Origin of the sequence: Streptomyces sp. NPDC056738 (assembly GCF_042790435.1) — a bacterium.
Taxonomy (GTDB): domain Bacteria; phylum Actinomycetota; class Actinomycetes; order Streptomycetales; family Streptomycetaceae; genus Streptomyces.
In genome coordinates, this window is record NZ_JBHTZF010000028.1 from 15,891 (window position 1) to 34,557 (window position 18,667).

Here is an 18,667-nt window from a genome sequence, read left to right on the forward strand (position 1 = left end):
CGTGATCGGCGGACAATCGGACCACGGGCAGAGGAGGACCGGATGACGGAACTGCTGGCAGGGATGCGGGTGGACTACACCGACCACGACGACCCGGTTCTGATCCGGCCGGACGGCAGCCCGGTGGACACCTGGCGGGAGAACTACCCGTACCCGCAACGGATGGAGCGCAAGGAGTACGAGTGGCACAAGCGGCTCCAGCAGATCGAACTGCTGAAGCTGCAGAGCTGGATCAAGGAGACCGGCCGACGGCTCGTCGTCGTCTTCGAGGGGCGCGACGCGGCGGGCAAGGGCGGCACGATCAAGCGGTTCACCGAGCATCTCAACCCGCGCGGCGCCCGTGTGGTGGCGCTGGAGAAGCCGACCGAGCGGGAGCGCGGGCAGTGGTACTTCCAGCGGTACGTCGAGCATCTGCCGACCGCGGGCGAGATCGTGATGTTCGACCGGTCCTGGTACAACCGGGCGGGCGTGGAGCGGGTGATGGGCTTCTGCACCGACGACGAGTACCGGCGCTTCATGCGGCAGGCGCCCGCCTTCGAGCGGATGCTCGTCGACGACGGAGTGGACCTGATCAAGTTCTGGTTCTCCGTCTCGCAGAGTGAGCAGCGCACCCGCTTCACGATCCGTCAGGTCGACCCCGTACGGCAGTGGAAACTGAGCCCCATGGACCTGGCCTCGCTCGACCGCTGGGACGACTACACGGCGGCCAAGGTCGCGATGTTCCGCGAGACGGACACCGCGCAGGCGCCCTGGACCGTGGTGAAGAGCAACGACAAGAAGCGGGCCCGCGTCGAGGCCATGCGCAGCGTCCTGGCCCGCTTCGCCTACGCCGACAAGGACGCGGAGGTCGTCGGCAGCCCCGACCCGAGCATCGTGGGCGCGGCGGCGACCCTGCTGGAGGAGGGCGAGGACGACGGCCCCTTCGCCGACGACCGCTCGGTCACGAACGACGGCACGCTCAGTCGCTGACAGCGTCGCCCGCGCCCGGCCTCAGTCGTGCGCCGGGCGGTCGGAGAGCCGGTGGTCGGCCAGGTTCAGCGCCTCGTCGACCACCCGGCGCAGATGACCGTCTCCGAGCGAGTAGACCACCCGGCGCCCTTCCTTCCTCGTGTTCACGAGCCCGGCGAGACGGAGCCGGGCCAGGTGCTGGCTGACGGCCGGACGGGCCGCTCCGCACTTCTCCGTCAGCGTCGTGACATCGGCTTCCCCGCCGGTCAGGGCGTGCAGCAGCGTGAGGCGGGTGCGATCGGCGAGGAGGGCGAGGATCTCGGCCGCGAGCGTGAACTGCTCCTCGCCGGGCGTGCGCGGGTGCGTATCGTGCGCAGGTGATAGGTGCATGCGTGCGCTCATACGCACATAATGGCCTCGTGGACGCCGGCGCGTCCACTCCCGCGCACGGAAGGGGACACACGTGAACGACCGGCACGGCCATCACCACGCGCACGACAGCCACGACGGCCACGATCACCGTCACGGGGACGGGCGCGGGGGCCGGTTGCGCCATCTGCTCACTCCGCACTCCCACGAGACGGCCGACAAGCTCGACTCCGCGCTGGAGGCGTCGGCCCGGGGCATGCGGGCGCTGTGGGTCTCCCTGGCCGTCCTCGGCACAACGGCGCTGGCACAGGCGGCCGTTGTCGTCCTGTCGGCGTCGGTGGCGCTGCTCGGCGACACCGTGCACAACGCGGCCGACGCACTGACCGCCCTGCCACTCGGAGTCGCCTTCACACTGGGCCGCCGAGCGGCGACCCGGCGCTTCACCTACGGCTACGGGAGGGCGGAGGACCTGGCGGGCATCGTCATCGTCCTGACGATCGCGGCCTCCGGCGCCTTCGCGGCCTGGGCGGCGGTCGGCCGGCTGCTCGACCCGCAGCCCGTGCGGCACCTCCCGGCGGTCGCGGTCGCGGCGCTCATCGGCTTCGCGGGCAACGAGTGGGTCGCCCGGTACCGCATCCGTGTCGGGCGCGAGATCGGCTCGGCTGCCCTGGTCGCGGACGGGCTCCACGCCCGTACGGACGGATTCACCTCACTCGCCGTGCTGGTGGGAGCGGGCGGCGCGGCCCTCGGATGGCAACTCGCCGACCCGCTGGTCGGATTGGCGATCACCGCCGCGATCCTGCTGGTGCTGCGCGACGCCGCCAGGGAGGTGTTCCGGCGCGTGATGGACGCCGTGGAGCCCGAGTTGGTGGACCGGGCCGAGCAGGCGCTGCGGCGGGTCGAAGGCGTGCGCGACGTGGGGGAACTGCGGCTGCGCTGGATCGGGCACAGGCTGCGCGCCGAGGTGGCGGTCGTGGTGGACGGCGAGGCGACCGTACGTCACGCCCACGACATCGCCGTGAACGCCGAACACGCCCTGCTGCACGCCGTACCGAGGCTGACCGCCGCCCTGGTCCACGCCGATCCGGCCCGGGCGCCGGGCGAAGCGGATCCGCACCGGACGCTGGCCCACCACGGCGCGGCCTGAACGAACGACGCCGCTCGGCCGCGTCGGCATGGGTACGGGGACGACACCAGCCGCATGACACCTGGATCACTCGGACCGACGGGAGTCGGCCGTCCCCGTACCCGGCGGAGACCCCACTTCGCCGACGGCGCACAGCGGCCCCGCCGGACGGGCACGCCTCACGACCGGACGCGCGTCATCCGGCGATGCCCAGTCCCTCCAGCACCACGGCGTTCGGCAGTTCGGCGAACGCCTTGCCCGGTACCAGGAGTTTGCCGCGCCGGCGGCCGCTGCCCACCAGCACGTACGGCAGTTCCACCACGGCCGGGTCGATCAACACCGGCCAGTCGGCCGGGAGTCCGACGGGGGTGATGCCGCCGTACTCCATGCCGGTCTCGCCGGTCGCGAGGTCCATCGGGGCGAACGAGGCCTTCCGGGCGCCCAGTTGACGGCGTACGACACCGTTGACGTCGACACGGGTGGCGGACAGGACGAGACACGCGGCCAGTGTGGTCTCGCCGCCCCGCTTGCCCGCGACGACCACGCAGTTGGCGGACGTGTCGAGCAGTTCCTTGCCGTAGTGCTCGACGAAGACGGCGGTGTCGGCCCACTCGGGATTCGTCTCGACGTAGACGATCTGCTCCGCGGGGGTGCCGCCGCGCCACCCGCGCACGGCGTCGGCGACGGGGCCGACGAGCTCGTCGAGGCGGTCGGAGGCCGGGGAGGCGTCTTCGAACTGTCCGATGGGTGCGCGCATGACGGCACGCTAACAGTCCCGCGGACCCGCCCGGCGGGAGGCCGCCGGGGCCGGCCCGCCAGGCCCCGACCGGGTTGCGCCGGGCCTCAGTGCACGAGCGGGACGGACACGGCCATGACCATCTCGACCGGGATCTCGCCCCGGTTGGCGTACGTGTGGGGGGTGTCGGCCTCGAACGACGCGCTCGCCCCCTCGGGGACGTGGTGGTCGACGCCGTCGACGCTCAGGGTCAGGTCGCCCGAGATGACGTGCACGAGTTCGACGGTGCCGGCGGGGTGCGGGTCGGAAGGGCTGCCGTCGCCCGGCATGAGCCGCCAGTCCCACATCTCCAGCGGGCCGGGCGCCTCGGTGCCGGCCAGCAGCCGGTTGTAGCTGCCCGAGTCGGTGTGCCACAGGCGGACGGCCTGCTCGGCGGGGACGATCCGGACCCGGGGCCCCTGCTCGTAGTCGAGGAGGGTGGTGATGCTGACGCCGAGCGCGTCACCGATCTTGACGACGGTACCCAGGCTGGGATTGGTCCTGGCCTGCTCGATCTGGATGAGCATGCCGCGGCTGACTCCGGCGCGAGCGGCGAGCGCCTCCAGGGTGAAGCCGCGCTCGGTGCGCCAGCGCTTCACGTTGCGCGCCAGGGATTGAGTCAGCAGCTCGAGATCCGACACATTCCGTCCAATATTTTGAATGACAGAGTTCAATCAGGTGAACTATCGTGTGATGCACCTGATCGTTCACCGAACTGTACTGCGAGGCCCCCCGTGACAGCACTCTTCGCCCTGGCCACCAGCCTCCTGTGGGGCCTGGCCGACTTCGGCGGAGGTCTGCTCACCCGGCGCACACCCGCGCTGACGGTGGTCGTCGCCTCCCAGTCGATCGCGGCAGTGGTCCTCGGCGCGATCGTGCTGGCCACCGGAGGCTGGAGCGCCGCGGGACCGGAGCTGTGGTTCGCGGTCGCCGCCGGTCTGGTGGGCCCGGTCGCGCTGCTCTCCTTCTACAAGGCGCTGGCCCTCGGACCGATGGGCGTGGTCTCGCCGCTCGGCTCCCTGGCCGTGGCCGTCCCCATCGGTGTCGGCCTGTTCCTCGGGGAGCGCCCCGGACTGATCCAGATCGCGGGCATCGCAGTCGCCGTCGCGGGTGTCGTCCTCGCGGGCGGGCCCCAGCTCCGGGGCGCGCCGGTGCAGCGGCAGGCGATCCTGCTGACGCTGATCGCGGCCGCCGGCTTCGGCACGGTGTTCGCGCTGATCGCGGAGGCCTCGTCGTCGGTCACGGGGCTCTTCCTGGCGCTGTTCGTGCAGCGCGTGACCAATGTCGTCACCGGCGGCGCGGCCCTGGCCGTCTCCGTCCGGCGCGGCGGCGCCACCCTTCCCGAGGGCGGCTTCCCCTGGGCCTCGCTGCCCGCGCTCGCCTTCGTGGGCCTGGCCGACGTCGCGGCCAACGGCACGTACTCGGTCGCCGCCCAGCACGGCCCGGTCACCGTCGCCGCCGTCCTGGCCTCGCTCTACCCGGTGGTCACGGCCCTGGCCGCGCGCGGTGTCCTCAGGGAGCGGCTGCGCGGGGTGCAGGCCACCGGTGCCGCGCTGGCCCTGGTCGGCACGGTGCTGCTGGCGACCGGCTGAGCCGGATCCACCGAACCGGCCGCTCCGCGGTCAGGACTCCGCGCGGACGTCCCCCGACGGCGCGTGGACGTCCTCGGCCGCGTCCAGCGGGTCGAGGTCGAGCTCGGCGAGCCGGGCGATCGTCTCCTCGTCCAGCTCCGAGAGCGCCTGCAACTGCTCGGGGGTGACCCCGTCGGGAATCGGCACCGGCGGCGGTGTGCGCAGCGGCGGCTGCCATCCGGCGACGGGGTCCCACCGCCGGACGACCTTGGCGGGGGCTCCGGCGACGACGGAGTGGTCCGGCACCGAACCGCGCACCACCGCACCCGCGGCGACCACGACGTTCCGGCCGATCCGCGCGCCGGGCAGGATCACCGCGTTGGTCCCGATCCAGCAGCCGGGCCCGATCTCCACGGGCTCCATCCGCGGCCACTGCTTGCCGATGGGCTCGTGCGGATCGTCGTACGAGTGGTTCGTGGACGTCACGTACACATAGGGCCCGAAGTAGCAGTCGTTGCCGATCGTGACGGTCGTGTCGGCGATGACGTGGCTGCCGCGGCCGAGCACCACGCCGTCCCCGATGCGCAGGATCGGGTCGGGGCCGAGGTCCAGGTCGGGCATCAGGCCCGCGGTCAGCGTGACCTGCTCGGCGACGATGCAGTACGAGCCGAGGTGGATCCAGGGTTCGCCGAACACCGTGCCCAGCGGGAAGGCCAGTCGGGTGTTCTCCCCGATGGCGCCGAAACGGAAGCGGCCCGGCTGCTCGGCCGAGACCGTACCGGCGCGCCGCATCCAGGCCCAGCCCGCGTGGACGGCCCGCTGCGCGAGGCGTCGCCGCCATGATGAGAACGTGTTCTTGCTCCTGGACACCCGCTCACGGTACTCAGCGCGGACCACGCGGACGTGGCCACACGGCTGTGATCTTCGCCCCACCGGAGGTACGCGGGGGCCATGACATACGGTGCCCGTGTACGGAGAAGGCCCGACCACGAGACGACGAGACGGTGACACGGTGACGACGCATCAGGCGCTGATCAAGGGGATCGGCGGCAAGGATCCGCGGGTGGACCCGGAGGCGTTCGTCTCCCCCACCTCCGTGGTCATCGGGGACGTCACGCTGGGGGCGGGCGCGAGCGTCTGGTACGGCGCGGTGCTGCGCGCCGACTGCGGCCCGATCGTCATCGGCGCCGGCAGCAACGTGCAGGACAACTGCAGTCTGCATGTCGACCCCGGTTTCCCCATCACCGTCGGGGAACGGGTCTCCGTCGGGCACAACGCCGTCCTGCACGGCGCCACCGTGGAGGACGACTGTCTGATCGGCATGGGGGCGACGGTGCTCAACGGCGCCGTGATCGGGGCCGGCTCGCTGGTGGCCGCGCAGGCGCTGGTGCCGCAGGGGATGCGGGTCCCGCCGGGCTCGCTCGTCGCGGGTGTCCCGGCGAAGGTCAAGCGCCCGCTGACCGACGAGGAGCGCGAGGGTCTGTCCCTGAACGGCGTCTTCTACGTGGAACTGGCGAAGGCGCACCGCGAGATCCACGAGTAGATCCGTGCCGCCCGGAGCGGCCGCGCGTCGCGCCCGCGGGACCGTGCGGGCGGCCGCGCTACTCGGCGGCGGGGACGGGTTCCGTCTCCGCCGCGCTGTGCTCCGCCGCCGCCTTCTTGGCCTTGCGGCGGACGATCAGCATCGAGGCGACACCGACGAGCACCGCGGCGACCAGGCCGAGGTACGAGAAGCGCTTCAGCCAGGACTCGGCCACGACACCCACGTAGTAGATGACGGCGGTGGTGCCGCCGGCCCAGATCACGCCGCCGAGGACGTTGGCGATCAGGAACTTCCAGTAGGGCATCCGCAGCACACCGGCCAGCGGGCCCGCGAAGATGCGCAGCAGGGCGATGAAGCGGCCGAAGAAGACGGCCCACATGCCCCACTTCTGGAAGGAGCGCTCGGCCGTGGCGACATGCGCCTCGCCGAAGTGTCTGGGGAACTTCGCGCCCAGCCAGGCGAGCAGCGGGCGCCCGCCCTTGCGGCCGATGGCGTAGCCGATGGAGTCGCCGATGATCGCCCCGAGGCTCGCGCAGACGCCGAGGATCACGGGGTTGATGCCGTCGTGCTGCGAGGAGAGCAGCGCCGCCGAGACCAGGACGATCTCACCGGGCAACGGGATGCCCAGGCTCTCCAGGCCGATGACCAGGGCCACGAGCGCGTAGATACTGACCGCCGGCACCGTCTCGAGCCAGTCCTGGACGTGCAACGCCGGTTCCTCCCGTTTCGGTGTACCTGACCGGGCGACCGCGTTTCGCATGATCACCGAGGTGCGCTTCCCCTCAGCGCTGCCGGGAAGCCTACCTGGTCGCCCTGAACCGCAGCTCGGACGTGGGACTCGTCACGTCCTGCGGTGCCTCCAGCTCTCGTAGTGGTCGAGCAGGGTCTCCTCGACCGGGCGGTAGGTGATCCCCAGTTCCCGCACGCTGCGGCTGTTGTCCACGGGGAACCGGATGCCGAGGTGTTTGCGGATGTAGTCCTGGGTCAGTCCGAACGCCGGGCCGAGGACGCGGACCGGCCAGTGCGGGAGCGCTGTGCGGGGCAGCCGGAGGGACCGGGGGTACCGGGCGCGGATGACGCGCGCCATGTCGTGGAAGGACGTCATCGTCTCGGCCGCGACGATGTAGCGGCCCTTGGCGCCGTCGTGTTCCGCGGCCGCGATGTGCGCGTCCGCCACCTCGCGGACGTCCGCCGTGGTGAAGCTGAAATCGGGAGCGCCGTAGAAGAAGTAGCCCTTGAAGAGTTCGTCCAGCAGGAACAGGCTGCCGGACTGTGAGGCGGGGGTGAGCAACGGGCCGAGGATCAGACCGGGATTGACGGACACCAGGCGCCAGCGGTCCTGGGCCGCCTCGGCCGCCCAGGCCTCGCGCTCGGCGAGCGTCTTCGCGTAGTGGTACGGGTTGTTCTCGACCGTGCTGGTGGTGTTGAAGTACTTCTCCGACAGGATGCCGCCGTCCATGCTCCGGACGTCGATGTAGTCGCCGAAGACGGCGCCGACGGTGGAGGTGAGCACGACCTTGCCGACCGTCGGGGTCCGTTCCACCCCGCCGAGCACGTTGCGGGTGCCGAGCAGGGCAGGGTCGACCATGTCCCGGCGGCCGTCCTTGATCTTCTCCGGCATCAGGAACGGCGACGCCACGTGGAAGACCACGCGGCAGCCCCGCATCGCCGCGTCGAAGGACCCGTCGGCCAGCAGATCCGCCTCGAACAGTTCGAGCCGGCCGGGAAAGTCCTCCTGCATCTCCCGCAGCGGCAGCACCTTCGCCGTGTTCGCGGTCGTCCGTACGGTGGTGTGGACGCGGTAGCCCCGTTCCAGCAGCCGCCGCACCAGATGACTTCCGACGAACCCGCTGCCCCCGGTCACCAGAACGGCACCCCGCCCGCCTACACCCACGCTCGCACTCCTCGGTCCCGGTACACCGCTCCGGCCTTCGGGCGGTGCGCGCACCGCCCGAAGGCCAGGGTCGGGCATGGACGGCCGGAAGGGAACAGATGCTCGGGGCCTTGTCGGACGGGTGTTGTCGGACGGGCCCTAGGCAGGAGGCTTGAGGAAGTCCCGCACGGGCAGGGGGCGGTCGACGATTCGGGTGTCGCCGATCCAGCCGTAGAAGCCCTGGCCGAAGCTCTCGTCGAACTGGGTGGCACCGATGACGAAGGGTTTGCCGAGCGTCGCGATGCCGGTGGACGGCTGTGCCGGGTTGCGGGCGATCTTCGAGCCGTCGACGTGGAGGACGGTGCGGCGGCCGTCGTTCACGACGGCGACATGGGTCCAGCGGCCCACCGGGAGCGCGTGGCTCCACGAGGTCGGGTCGGCGTCCTGCCGCTCCGGATAGACGACGAACTGAAGGAACCGCTCCGGCGACAGATTGAGGCTGCAGGTGGGCTCCAGCGGGGACCAGCCGGTCGTCTTGCCCACGTCGCCGTTGCGGCCCTCCCAGCTCAGGATGCCCATCCAGGCATGGTCGCCCTCGAAGGGGTCCGGCAGTTTGATGAACGTCTCGATGGTGTAGCCCCGGGTGAGCTTCGCGCTGTTCAGGGCGGCCCCGGCCCGCGTCGTGAGGATGGCGCCGCGGTCGGGGCTCTTGCCGCCGTCGAAACGGAGGCTGGCGTGGGCGGGCTGGCCCGGGTGATGGTCCGCCGACCAGGTCAGGGCGGACGGGCCGCTCGCGTGCAGCCGGCTCACGACGAGGTCGTTGCCATGGCCCGTGAGGTCCCGTACGACCGTGCCGTCCGCGACGGAAGCACCCGGCGCGCTCCCGGATTCGTCGAAGCGCCAGTAGGCCACCGTGCCGCGCGGCATCACGGCGGAGGCGGGGCGCGGCCTCGGCGGGACGACGGGCGCGAAGCCCCGGAAACGCTCGGCGAAGTCGACGCTCAGGCTGAACCGGTCGACAGGGCCGGTCAGTTCGATCGTCTCGGCCTCCAGCGGGGTCCGCTTCTCCGGGTCGCGGGCGAGGAACCACGGCGCGAACGTCTCGACGTCGATGACGCCCCTGGCCAGGTCGAAGGAGTAGGTGCGGATCATCCCGGCGCCGCCGTAGTAGCGGTCCTGGTAGTTGGTGATGTGGACGTGGACATCGTTGTCGTCGTCGTTGGTCAGGACGGTGCGCCCGGGCGGCCAGTAGTGGCCGCCGAGGGCGAGGAAGATCTGGTCGTTGCCGCGGACGAGCCCGTTCCACAGGCGTTCGCCGTTGTCGGAGAGCTGAGCCTTGCCGTCGTCGTCCGACCAGGCGATGTCGTGCGTGGTGAGGACGGCGGGAAGGGTCGGATGGGCGTCCAGGACACCCTGGGCCCAGCGCAGCCCCTTGTCCGAGACCCGCCAGTCCAGCGCGAGCACCAGCCACTCCCGGCCGGCGGCGCGCAGCACGTGGTAGCTGTTGTAGCCGTCGGGGGAGGCTCCGCGGAAGGTGGGCATGGAGGCGTAGCGCTCGGGGCCGAACGCGGCCAGGTAGGCGGTGTCCCCGCGCTGGTCGTCGGTGGACGACGGGATGTCGTGGTTGCCGGCCAGGACGCTGTAGGGGACCTTGCCGTGGAGGGTGCGGAACGTGTCGGCGGCTCGTCCGATCTCGTCCTCGGTGCCGTGTTCGGTGACGTCGCCCAGGTGTGTCATGAAGGCGATGTTGGCCTCGGCCCGCTCCGCCACCAGGTAGCGGAACGTCGCCCGCAGCGGCTCCGGGTCCGCGCTGTCGGCGTCGAAGAGGTACTGCGTGTCGGGCAGTACGGCCAGCGCGAAGCGCGGGCTCTCGGTGTCGAACCGGCCTCCCCCGCCCGTGGTCGTGGCCCGCGCCGGGGCCGTCTCGAAGGCTGCCGTCGCCGCGCCGGCCGCCGGAACGGCGACCGCCGCGCGCAGCAACGCCCGTCTGTCCGGCCCGTTCTGCTGTCCTGCCGTGCCCATGTGCCCTCCAGGTGAGCTGGATCGGTGTCACGGGGCACGGTGGTGACCGGCCATGGCCGAGCGATGGCAGTGAGCTGAACGACGCGTTGTGTTCGCCGCACGATTGGCGTCCGGCACTCCGGCGCGACGGAACGGCCGGATCGCGCACCTGGTCCGCACCGCCGGAACACCCGCTCATGGCAAGGGAGTTAATAGAAAGGATCACCGACGTGCGTCCCGCCGTTCCCACAAGGAGCCCGATGTGACCGTGACCGTGACCGCAGACGACATCTACGCGATGGCCCCCTACGCCAGGACCCTGGGCGTTCGCTTCACGGCCCTGTCCGCGGAGGGAGTGGACGCCGAACTCGACTTCGTGCCCGAACTGTCCACCGCGGGAGGCGGGTTGCACGGGGGCGCGCTGATGGGCCTGGCCGACGTCGCCTCGGCGGTGTGCGCCGCGCTGAACGGCCCCGCGGGCGCGATCCCGGCCACCACCACCTCGACCACGCACTTCCTGCGACCGGTGCGCGAGGGAGCCGCGTACGCGAAGGCCCGCGTGCTGCGGGTGGGACGCGACACGGCGGTCGTGGAGTGCGACATCGAGGACGACGGGCACCGGCTCTGCACCCGGGTCACCCAGACGGTGAGCCTTCGAGTGCCGCGCGACTGACGTGGCCCCGGCCACGGGCCGGGGCGTCGGCCGGTCGGTGGCCCGGAGACGGCCCAGGGCCCCGACCGGCTCGTGCGACCGGTCAGGGCCCTGTGGGTGAAATCCGTCTCAGCCGTTCGGGCGGAGGGTCCAGACGACGGTCATCTCGCCGGTCACCGCGCCGTCACCGCGCTGGATGGCGATGGCGACGGGGAACTCGGGGCGCTGACCGGCGTCGAGTTCGGCGACGACGTCGGCGGCGGGCCGCCCGAGCGTGGCGGTGGCCGTGACGGGGCCCATCGCGAGCTTCTTGTAGGCGATCTCGGCGCTGACCGCGAGCGGCACGGCGCGGGAGAGCTGGTCGCCGAAGGCGGCGAGCACGATGGCCCCGCTCGCCGACTCCCCCAGCGTGAACATGGCTCCGGCGTGCGGTCCGCCGACGTGGTTGTGGAAGTCGCCCTGGTCCGGGAGCGCCACGACGGCCTTCTCCGGAGTGGTCTCCACGAACTCGAGGTTCAGGGTCCGGGCCATCGGCACGGTCGCGGCGAGCATCTCGCCGATCGTCATCTGGTCTGCGCTCATACCGCGAGGTTACCCGCGAGTAGCAATTCTTGGCCAGCCCCACCGCACGGCGAGGACGACGGACCCGGCTCCGGCGGACGACGTCGCACTCCGGTACAGGCCTGACGAAACGCGGTGACAGAAACGTTTCACTGACGCCACTAACGTGACTGCCCATGTGGCCAGGACAGCAGCCGCCCGGAGGCGAGCAGAACCCGCAGGGACAGACCCCACAGGGACAGCACCCTCAGGGACCGACCCCGCGGGGACAGCGGACGCAGGCACCGCACCAGGAGGAGCCGAACCCCTACCAGCAGCCGGGGTATCAGCAGCCGAACCCGTATCAGCAGCCCGGATACCAGCAGAACGGGTACCCGCAGCCGCCGTACCCGCAACCCGGCGCGTACGGACAGCCTCCGGAGCGGGCGGGGCAGCCCGGCCCGTACGGAACGCCGCAGCAGCCGTGGGGTGCGGCCGCTCCCGCGGGTGCGCCCGAGCCGCCGCGCGGGAACGGGAACCGGACGAAGGTGGTCGCGATCGTGGCCGCGACCGCGGTGGTCGTGGCCGCCGGGGTGACCGGCGCGCTCCTGCTCGGCGGCGCCAAGGACGACCGGGCCGGCCATGACGGCGAGGGCACGGGCACGACACCATCGGCGAGCAGCCCGAGCAGCCCGGGCTCCTCCGCGTCCGACGGCGCCGCGCGCGGCGGGGCCGCCGAGCAGCCGACCGTCCCGGGCTGGAAGGTCGTCGTCAACCCCAAGTGGGGCACCGCCTTCGACGTACCCGCCACCTGGGAGGTGGCCTCACCCGGCACCTCGATCGGCTTCGAGAAGCACGACGCGAAGGCCGGCGACAAGCCGCTGATCATGATGTCGGCGCCCGCCTACTTCAAGTCCAAGTGGTGCAGTTCCGACGGCGACAAGGACGGCCGCTCGGAGGACACCGCCCTCGGCGCCGCCGGCACCAAGGGCGCGAGCGGAGCGAAGAGCACCGACGAGGTCGCCGTGAACCAGGTCCCGTGGTGGGTCTACGGCGGCTACACCCAGCCCGACAAGAAGAGCCTGACGTTCGGCAAGAAGGCCGAGCCCTACACGACCGCCTCGGGCATCACCGGGAGCGTCGCCTGGGCCAGGTCCGAGAACACGCCCCGGAAGGGGAAGTGCGCGAGCGACGGCAAGGCCGTCACGTTCGGATTCAAGAACTCCGCGGGCGACTTCGTGGCGTGGAATCTCTACGGGGCCACCGGCGTACGGGACGAGATCCCCGACGCGACCATCCTGAAGATCCTGAGCACGGTGCGGCTGCACGGGGACCCGACGGGAGGCTGAGCCGGCGTCAGAGCCGTGCCGAGCCGGGATCAATGGGACAAGTGGCCTGATGGCGCGGCCGTTTCGGGGACCGCCGTGGCACCCGGGTCAAGGGCCCCTCTATCGTTACCAGCCATGTGGCCAGGACAGCAGCCGCCCGGGGGCGAGCAGAATCCGCAGGACCAGAACCCGTATCAGCAGCCGGGTTACCAGCAGCCGAATCCGTATCAGCAGCCGGGGTACCAGCAGACGGGGTACCCGCAGCCCGGCCCGTACGGACAGCAGCCGGGACAGCCGCAGTGGGGAGCCCCTTCGGACCCCCTCGGCTCGCCCCAGGTGCCCGGCGGCAACGGCGGTGGCGGCAACAAGACGAAGATCACCGCGATCGTCGCGGCCCTTGTCGTTGTGATCGCCGCCGGGGTCACCGGTTACCTCGTCCTGGGCGGGAACAGCGGCTCGGACGACAAGGCCGGCGGGGACACCTCCAAGTCCCCGAAGGCGTCGGCGTCCACGTCGGCGAGCGCGAGCGAGGCCGACCCGCGCGGCGGCGGCGACGAGAAGGCGACGATCGCCGGCTGGAAGGTCGTGGTGAACCCCAAGTGGGGCACCGCCTTCGACGTACCGCCGAACTGGAACGTCAGCACCTCCGGCACCTTCATCGGCTTCGAGGACGACAAGAAGGGCGACGGCTCCCTGCTCATCGGCATGTCCGCGCCCGCGTTCCTCAAGGAGAAGTGGTGTACGTCCGACGCGAACAAGGACGGCCGCACCGAGGACACCTCGCTCGCCGCCGCGGGCACCAAGGGCCAGAGCGGCGCGAAGAACACCGGCGACGTGGCGCGCAACGACTCCGCGTGGTGGGTCTTCGGTGGCTACACCGATCAGAAGGACGCTTCGAAGAAGCTGCTGAAGATCGGCAAGCCCCAGGCGTACACCACGGCCGCCGGCATCGAGGGCAGCGTCGCGACGACGTACTCCAAGGGTGTCGTCAAGAAGGGCAAGTGCGACTCCGACGGCAAGGCGACCACCTTCGCCTTCAAGAACTCGGCGGGCGACTTCGTGTCCTGGACGCTCTACGCGGCCAAGGGCGTCTCGGAGGAGATCCCGGACGCGACGGTGAAGAAGATCCTCAGCACCGTACGGCTGCACGGCGACCCGACGGGTTCCTGAGCCCCCGCGGGCCGGCGGGTTCCTGAGCCCGCGTGTGCCGACGGGTTCCTGAGCCCGCGCGGGCCGGCGGTTCCCAAGCCCGGGCGGACCGGCGGGTTCCCGAACCCGGGGCCAGCCGACGGGGCCTGAACCCGCGCACGCTCCGCCCGGGCCGCCACGCGGGACGGATCCCGGCAAGGGCGCAGGTCAATGGGTTTGGCAAGTCGGGCACCGGGCGGCGATAGTCTCCCGGTGACCTCAGCCGCCGACCGCGCCCGACCCTCCCGCCGCCCCTCGTGGGCGGGCCGGAACTACAGCCTTCTGACGGCCTCCGCCGTCGTCACCAACCTGGGCAGCCAGGGCGCGCTGATCGCCGCCGCGTTCGCGGTGCTCGCCGCGGGCGGCGACGGAGGCGACGTCGGCCTGGTGGCCGCGGCACGCACCCTGCCGCTGGTGCTGTTCCTGCTGATCGGCGGAGCCGTCGCGGACCGGCTGCCGCGGCACCGGGTGATGGTCGCCGCCAACGCCCTCAACTGTGTGTCGCAGGCGGCCTTCGCCGTCCTGGTCATCTCCGGCGAGGCCCGGCTGTGGCAGATGATGATGCTGTCCGCGCTCGGCGGCACCGGTCAGGCCTTCTTCAACCCGGCCGCCGAGGGCATGCTCATGTCCTCCGTGCGCGGGGAGCAGGCGAGCCGCGCGTTCGCGATGTTCCGGATGGCGATGCAGGGCGCGGGTCTCGGCGGCGCGGCCCTGGGCGGCGCCCTGGTGGCCGTCATCGGACCGGGCTGGGTGCTCGCGGTGGACGCGGTGGCCTTCGCGGTCGCCGGCGCGCTGCGTTCCTTCCTCGACGTGAGCCACATACCGCCGCGGGAGCCGGGCGGCGGACTCCTCTCCGATCTGCGCGACGGCTGGCACGAGTTCGTCGGCCGTCCCTGGCTGTGGGCGATCGTCGCGCAGTTCTCCGTGGTGGTCGCGGTCGTCGGAGCGGCGGACGCGGTCTACGGTCCGCTGGTCGCCCGGGACAGTCTGGGCGGGGCGGGGCCCTGGGGTCTGGCGCTCGGCGCGTTCGGCGCCGGGACCGTGGGCGGCGCACTGCTCATGACCCGCTGGAAGCCCCGTCGCCTGCTGCTCACGGGCACCCTGTGCGTCTTCCCGCTCGCGGCACCCGCCGCCGCGCTCGCGGTCCCCCTGCCGGTGGGACCTCTGTACGCGGTGATGTTCGTCAGTGGTCTGGCGATCGAGGTGTTCGGTGTGTCGTGGATGACGGCGCTCCACCAGGAGATCCCCGAGGACAAGCTCTCTCGGGTGTCGGCGTACGACTGGTTCGGCTCGATCGCGATGGTCCCGCTGGCCACGGCACTGGCGGGCCCCGCGGAGCAGGCCTTCGGCCGGACGCCCGCGCTGTGGGGCTGCGCGACGCTCGTCGTGGTGGCCACGGCGGCGGTGCTGTGCGTCCCCGACGTCCGCAATCTGACGCGGCGGTCCCGGGCCGTGGCGCAGGGCACTCCGGTCGAGGTGCCCGGCACCCGGCAGGCGTCAGCCGATGCCGAAGGAGCCGCCGGGCGGCTCGGGTGACGGAACCGCGTCCTCGTCGCGCACCGGAGCGGCGCCGGCGATGAAGTCCCGCAGCGCGGGGCCGTGTTCGACGCGGGCCGGAAAGGCGTCGGCTGCGGTACGACGGGCCAGTGCCGCCGTGTCGAACGGCTGGTGGGAGGCCACGAGCACGGCGTTGCCGAAGCGCCGGCCGCGCAGCACTCCGGGTTCGGCGATGAGGGCGATCTCCTCGAACACGGTGCGGAACGTGGCGAGCTGGGAGCGCAGAAACGCGAAGGGCGCCGCGTCCGCGAGGTTGGCGAGGTAGACACCGCCGGGGCGCAGCACACGCTCGGCGGCGCTCGCGTACGCGACGGTGGTCAGGTGCGCCGGTATGCGCGAGCCGCCGAAGACGTCCGCGATCAGGATGTCGGCGGAGGCGGGGGCGGCGGTCTCGATCCAGGCGCGGGCGTCGGCGCGGTGCAGTTCGATGCCCGAGCCGCCGGGCACCGGCAGACACTCGTCGATCATGGCCAGCAGGCCCTTGTCCGCCTCGATCACGTCCTGGCGTGAACCGGGCCGGGTGGCGGCTACGTAGCGGGGCAGGGTCAGCGCCCCGCCGCCGAGGTGCAGCACGTCCAGAGCGCGCCCCGGTTCCGCCACCGTGTCCAGCACGTGGCCGAGACGCCGGGTGTACTCGAACTCCAGGTGCGTCGGTTCGTCCAGATCGACGTACGACTGGGGTGCGCCGTCCACGGTCAGCAGCCAGGCCCGCTCGCGGTCCACGTCGGGCATCAGCTTGGCGGTCCCGTGATCCACGGCCCGCGTCACGGGTATCGGCTCGTCCACGGGTCCATTGTGCGGCACCCACCCCGACACGGACGGACCGACAGGAGCACCGCGAACGGGCCCGCCCGCCACCGGGACCGGAGCCGGTCACAGCGACGGGAACGGGAACGGGAACGGGGCCCGCCACGGTGTGGCGGGCCCCGCGTCCCCGTCCGCGGCCGGGCGTCAGCCGACCGACGTCACCGTCCCGGCGCCGACGGTGCGGCCGCCCTCGCGGATCGCGAAGCCGAGGCCCGGCTCCAGCGGCACCTCGCGCCCGAGCTCGACGGTCATGACGACCGTGTCGCCGGGCCGGGCGACGGCCGCCTCGCCGAGGTCGACGTCCCCGACCACGTCCGCGGTGCGGATGTAGAACTGCGGCCGGTACCCGGTGGCGACCGCTGTCGTACGGCCGCCCTCGCGCGTCGACAGGACGTAGACCCGCGCCGTGAAGCGACTGCTGGGCACGACGCTGCCGGGCGCGGAGACGACGTGCCCTCGGCGGACCGCGTCGCGGGGCACTCCGCGCAGCAGCAGCGCCACGTTGTCGCCTGCCTGCGCCTCCTGCATGGGCTTGCCGAAGGTCTCCAGGCCGGTGACCACGGTGTCGACGCCGGCGCCGAGCACCTCGACCCGGTCTCCGACGTGGACCGTGCCGCGCTCCACGGCACCGGTGACGACCGTTCCGCGCCCGGTGATGGTGAGCACGTTCTCGACCGGCATCAGGAACGGCGCGTCGAGATAGCGCTCGGGCATCGGCACATAGGTGTCCACGGCGTCGAGCAGCGCGTCGATCGCCGCCGTCCACCGGGGGTCCCCCTCCAGGGCCTTGAGGCCGGACACCCGCACGACGGGGACGGAGTCACCCCCGTACCCCTGCGCGGAGAGCAGTTCGCGGACCTCCAGCTCGACCAGGTCCGTGAGCTCCTCGTCGGCCGCGTCGGCCTTGTTGAGGGCGACGACGATGTGGTCGACGCCCACCTGCCGGGCGAGCAGCACGTGCTCGGCGGTCTGCGGCATGATCCCGTCCAGCGCGGACACGACGAGGATCGCCCCGTCGAGCTGGGCCGCGCCGGTGACCATGTTCTTGACGTAGTCGGCGTGGCCCGGCATGTCGACGTGCGCGTAGTGCCGGGTGTCGGTCTCGTACTCGACGTGCGCGATGTTGATGGTGATGCCGCGCGCGGCCTCCTCGGGCGCGCGGTCGATCCGGTCGAACGGGACGAACGTGCCGGAGCCGCGTTCGGCGAGGACCTTGGTGATGGCGGCGGTCAGGGTGGTCTTGCCGTGGTCGACGTGACCCATGGTGCCGATGTTCAGGTGCGGTTTGGTGCGCACGTAAGCCGTCTTGGGCATGGCGGTTCCTCGAAGCCTCTTCGGTGTCAGCGGAGCTGAGTGATGGCCCCGGCGCGTCGTGGCCGGGACGGGGACCCCCAGGAGTGACCGACCCTCCCCCTGCGGGGTCCGCCGGACGATCCGGGAAGGGTCAGCTTCGGGCGCCGTCGACGGCTGCCGTGATGATCTGGACGGCAGCCTTCGGCGCATCCGCGACTGCGGATGCTGCGAGGAGGAAGGCGTACCGGAACATGAGGAGATCATCTCCGACGGGTCTCCCCGCGTCGAATGATTTACGGTGCCCCGCGGACCGGTGTGGCGTGAGGGGCGCCGGCGGCCTCAGGGACCGATGTTCTTGAGCGCCTCGCGCACGGACAGCGGGGCGAGGTGCGCCCGCTCGGCGGCGACGAAGTCCCGTACGGCTCCCGGGTCGGTCTTGGCGTACTCGCGCAGACACCATCCGATGGCCTTGCGGATGAAGAAGTCGGGATGGCCCGCCTGCCGGGCGCAGTACGCGAAGAGCCGCCCGGTGTCGGTGGCCTCCTTGTACCGGAGCTGATGGAGCAGCGCCGTGCGGGCGACCCACAGGTCGTCGTCCTCGATCCAGGCGTCCATGTCGGCGCGCAGGCGCGGGTCGGCGGCCACCAGGCCTCCCACCACGTGCGCGGCGAGCGCGTCGACGGTGTCCCACCAGGAGACGGTGGACACGAGGTGCCGGGCCACCGGCAGGAAGCCCGACGACAGACGCCCGACATGGCGGCGCAGATAGTCGACCGCGAAGTACTGGTACTCGCGTTCCGGCAGCCGCCAGCAGCGCAGGGCGAGTGCGGCGCAGTCCTTCTCGTCGGGCCGGGCGGTGTCCAGGAGCACGGTGCGGGAGAGGCCACGGCGCACGGGGGTCGTCAGGCCGAGGAAGGGCGCGATGTCCTTCATGTACGCGCGCATCGAAGCGGCCCGATCGGGGTCGGCCGCCGCCGGATACACGGAGGTCAGCCGCTCCACGAGGGTGTCCGCGAGCGCGCTGTCCGGGACCTCGGACCCGGCACCCGACGTTCCGGAAGCTGTGACGCCCATGAGACGAACCATACGGCGACCA

19 protein-coding genes are annotated in these 18,667 nt (G+C 71.8%); 8 read left to right on the plus strand and 11 right to left on the minus strand.

Annotated features, from left to right (window positions below; genetic code table 11):
* Positions 1-42: 42 nt before the first annotated feature.
* Positions 43-969 carry a polyphosphate kinase 2 gene (gene ppk2 / locus ACFRIC_RS40685; RefSeq protein ID WP_382796954.1) on the plus strand — a complete coding sequence of 309 codons (927 nt, stop codon included), beginning with the start codon at positions 43-45 and terminating at the stop codon, positions 967-969.
* 21 nt (positions 970-990) lie between these two features.
* On the opposite strand, the gene ACFRIC_RS40690 is transcribed toward ppk2, so the two are convergent.
* Positions 991-1,350 carry an ArsR/SmtB family transcription factor gene (locus tag ACFRIC_RS40690; RefSeq protein ID WP_382796956.1) on the minus strand — a complete coding sequence of 120 codons (360 nt, stop codon included), beginning with the start codon at positions 1,348-1,350 and terminating at the stop codon, positions 991-993.
* A 61-nt stretch (positions 1,351-1,411) separates the two neighbouring features.
* Here ACFRIC_RS40690 and ACFRIC_RS40695 point away from each other — a divergent pair, with 61 nt between their 5' ends.
* Positions 1,412-2,464, plus strand: coding sequence for a cation diffusion facilitator family transporter (locus ACFRIC_RS40695; RefSeq protein ID WP_382796958.1), 1,053 nt, complete (start codon positions 1,412-1,414; stop codon positions 2,462-2,464).
* A 175-nt stretch (positions 2,465-2,639) separates the two neighbouring features.
* Here ACFRIC_RS40695 and ACFRIC_RS40700 read toward each other — a convergent pair whose 3' ends face one another.
* Together ACFRIC_RS40700 and ACFRIC_RS40705 are read right to left on the minus strand one after the other, a co-directional pair.
* Positions 2,640-3,200 carry a YbaK/EbsC family protein gene (locus ACFRIC_RS40700; RefSeq protein ID WP_382796960.1) on the minus strand — a complete coding sequence of 187 codons (561 nt, stop codon included), beginning with the start codon at positions 3,198-3,200 and terminating at the stop codon, positions 2,640-2,642.
* 86 nt (positions 3,201-3,286) lie between these two features.
* Positions 3,287-3,859 (minus strand): helix-turn-helix domain-containing protein, encoded by a 573-nt coding sequence (locus ACFRIC_RS40705; RefSeq protein WP_382796962.1) that lies wholly within the window; start codon positions 3,857-3,859, stop codon positions 3,287-3,289.
* 93 nt (positions 3,860-3,952) lie between these two features.
* On the opposite strand from ACFRIC_RS40705, the gene ACFRIC_RS40710 reads away from it, so the two are divergent.
* The gene (locus ACFRIC_RS40710; protein WP_382796964.1) at positions 3,953-4,810 is read left to right on the plus strand and encodes an EamA family transporter; all 858 of its coding nucleotides are present in this window, start codon (positions 3,953-3,955) and stop codon (positions 4,808-4,810) included.
* A 30-nt stretch (positions 4,811-4,840) separates the two neighbouring features.
* On the opposite strand, the gene ACFRIC_RS40715 is transcribed toward ACFRIC_RS40710, so the two are convergent.
* Positions 4,841-5,659, minus strand: coding sequence for an acyltransferase (locus tag ACFRIC_RS40715; RefSeq protein ID WP_382796966.1), 819 nt, complete (start codon positions 5,657-5,659; stop codon positions 4,841-4,843).
* Between the two features lie 142 nt (positions 5,660-5,801).
* Here ACFRIC_RS40715 and ACFRIC_RS40720 point away from each other — a divergent pair, with 142 nt between their 5' ends.
* Positions 5,802-6,332: a gamma carbonic anhydrase family protein gene (locus ACFRIC_RS40720; RefSeq protein ID WP_382796968.1), complete on the plus strand. Its 531-nt coding sequence runs from the start codon at positions 5,802-5,804 to the stop codon at positions 6,330-6,332.
* 58 nt (positions 6,333-6,390) lie between these two features.
* Here ACFRIC_RS40720 and ACFRIC_RS40725 read toward each other — a convergent pair whose 3' ends face one another.
* From ACFRIC_RS40725 to ACFRIC_RS40735, 3 genes are all read right to left on the minus strand, one after another.
* On the minus strand, positions 6,391-7,041 hold the full coding sequence (locus ACFRIC_RS40725; protein ID WP_382796970.1) for a DedA family protein: 651 nt from the start codon (positions 7,039-7,041) through the stop codon (positions 6,391-6,393).
* A gap of 132 nt (positions 7,042-7,173) precedes the next feature.
* Positions 7,174-8,226 (minus strand): NAD-dependent epimerase/dehydratase family protein, encoded by a 1,053-nt coding sequence (locus ACFRIC_RS40730; RefSeq protein ID WP_382796972.1) that lies wholly within the window; start codon positions 8,224-8,226, stop codon positions 7,174-7,176.
* A 138-nt stretch (positions 8,227-8,364) separates the two neighbouring features.
* A complete protein-coding gene (locus ACFRIC_RS40735) occupies positions 8,365-10,227 on the minus strand; it encodes a LamG-like jellyroll fold domain-containing protein (RefSeq protein ID WP_382796974.1) in 1,863 nt (620 codons plus the stop codon).
* Positions 10,228-10,474: 247 nt separating this feature from the next.
* Between ACFRIC_RS40735 and ACFRIC_RS40740 the strand changes: the two genes are divergently transcribed.
* Complete coding sequence (locus ACFRIC_RS40740) at positions 10,475-10,879, plus strand: PaaI family thioesterase (protein ID WP_382796976.1); 405 nt, start codon at positions 10,475-10,477, stop codon at positions 10,877-10,879.
* Positions 10,880-10,987: 108 nt separating this feature from the next.
* Here ACFRIC_RS40740 and ACFRIC_RS40745 read toward each other — a convergent pair whose 3' ends face one another.
* Positions 10,988-11,425, minus strand: a complete 438-nt coding sequence (locus ACFRIC_RS40745) for a DUF4442 domain-containing protein (RefSeq protein ID WP_351866101.1) — start codon at positions 11,423-11,425, stop codon at positions 10,988-10,990.
* A gap of 170 nt (positions 11,426-11,595) precedes the next feature.
* Here ACFRIC_RS40745 and ACFRIC_RS40750 point away from each other — a divergent pair, with 170 nt between their 5' ends.
* From ACFRIC_RS40750 to ACFRIC_RS40760, 3 genes are all read left to right on the plus strand, one after another.
* Positions 11,596-12,747, plus strand: a complete 1,152-nt coding sequence (locus tag ACFRIC_RS40750; RefSeq protein WP_382796978.1) for a hypothetical protein — start codon at positions 11,596-11,598, stop codon at positions 12,745-12,747.
* 114 nt (positions 12,748-12,861) lie between these two features.
* Positions 12,862-13,896 carry a hypothetical protein gene (locus tag ACFRIC_RS40755; protein WP_382796980.1) on the plus strand — a complete coding sequence of 345 codons (1,035 nt, stop codon included), beginning with the start codon at positions 12,862-12,864 and terminating at the stop codon, positions 13,894-13,896.
* Positions 13,897-14,085: 189 nt separating this feature from the next.
* A complete protein-coding gene (locus tag ACFRIC_RS40760; RefSeq protein WP_382796982.1) occupies positions 14,086-15,450 on the plus strand; it encodes an MFS transporter in 1,365 nt (454 codons plus the stop codon).
* Here ACFRIC_RS40760 and ACFRIC_RS40765 read toward each other — a convergent pair.
* From ACFRIC_RS40765 to ACFRIC_RS40775, 3 genes are all read right to left on the minus strand, one after another.
* The gene (locus ACFRIC_RS40765; RefSeq protein WP_382796983.1) at positions 15,412-16,257 is read right to left on the minus strand and encodes a spermidine synthase; all 846 of its coding nucleotides are present in this window, start codon (positions 16,255-16,257) and stop codon (positions 15,412-15,414) included. The genes ACFRIC_RS40760 and ACFRIC_RS40765 overlap by 39 nt on opposite strands.
* Before the next feature lie 165 nt (positions 16,258-16,422).
* Positions 16,423-17,592: an elongation factor Tu gene (gene tuf, locus ACFRIC_RS40770; protein ID WP_382796985.1), complete on the minus strand. Its 1,170-nt coding sequence runs from the start codon at positions 17,590-17,592 to the stop codon at positions 16,423-16,425.
* Positions 17,593-17,910: 318 nt separating this feature from the next.
* Positions 17,911-18,645, minus strand: coding sequence for a DNA alkylation repair protein (locus ACFRIC_RS40775; RefSeq protein WP_382796987.1), 735 nt, complete (start codon positions 18,643-18,645; stop codon positions 17,911-17,913).
* Positions 18,646-18,667: the final 22 nt, after the last annotated feature.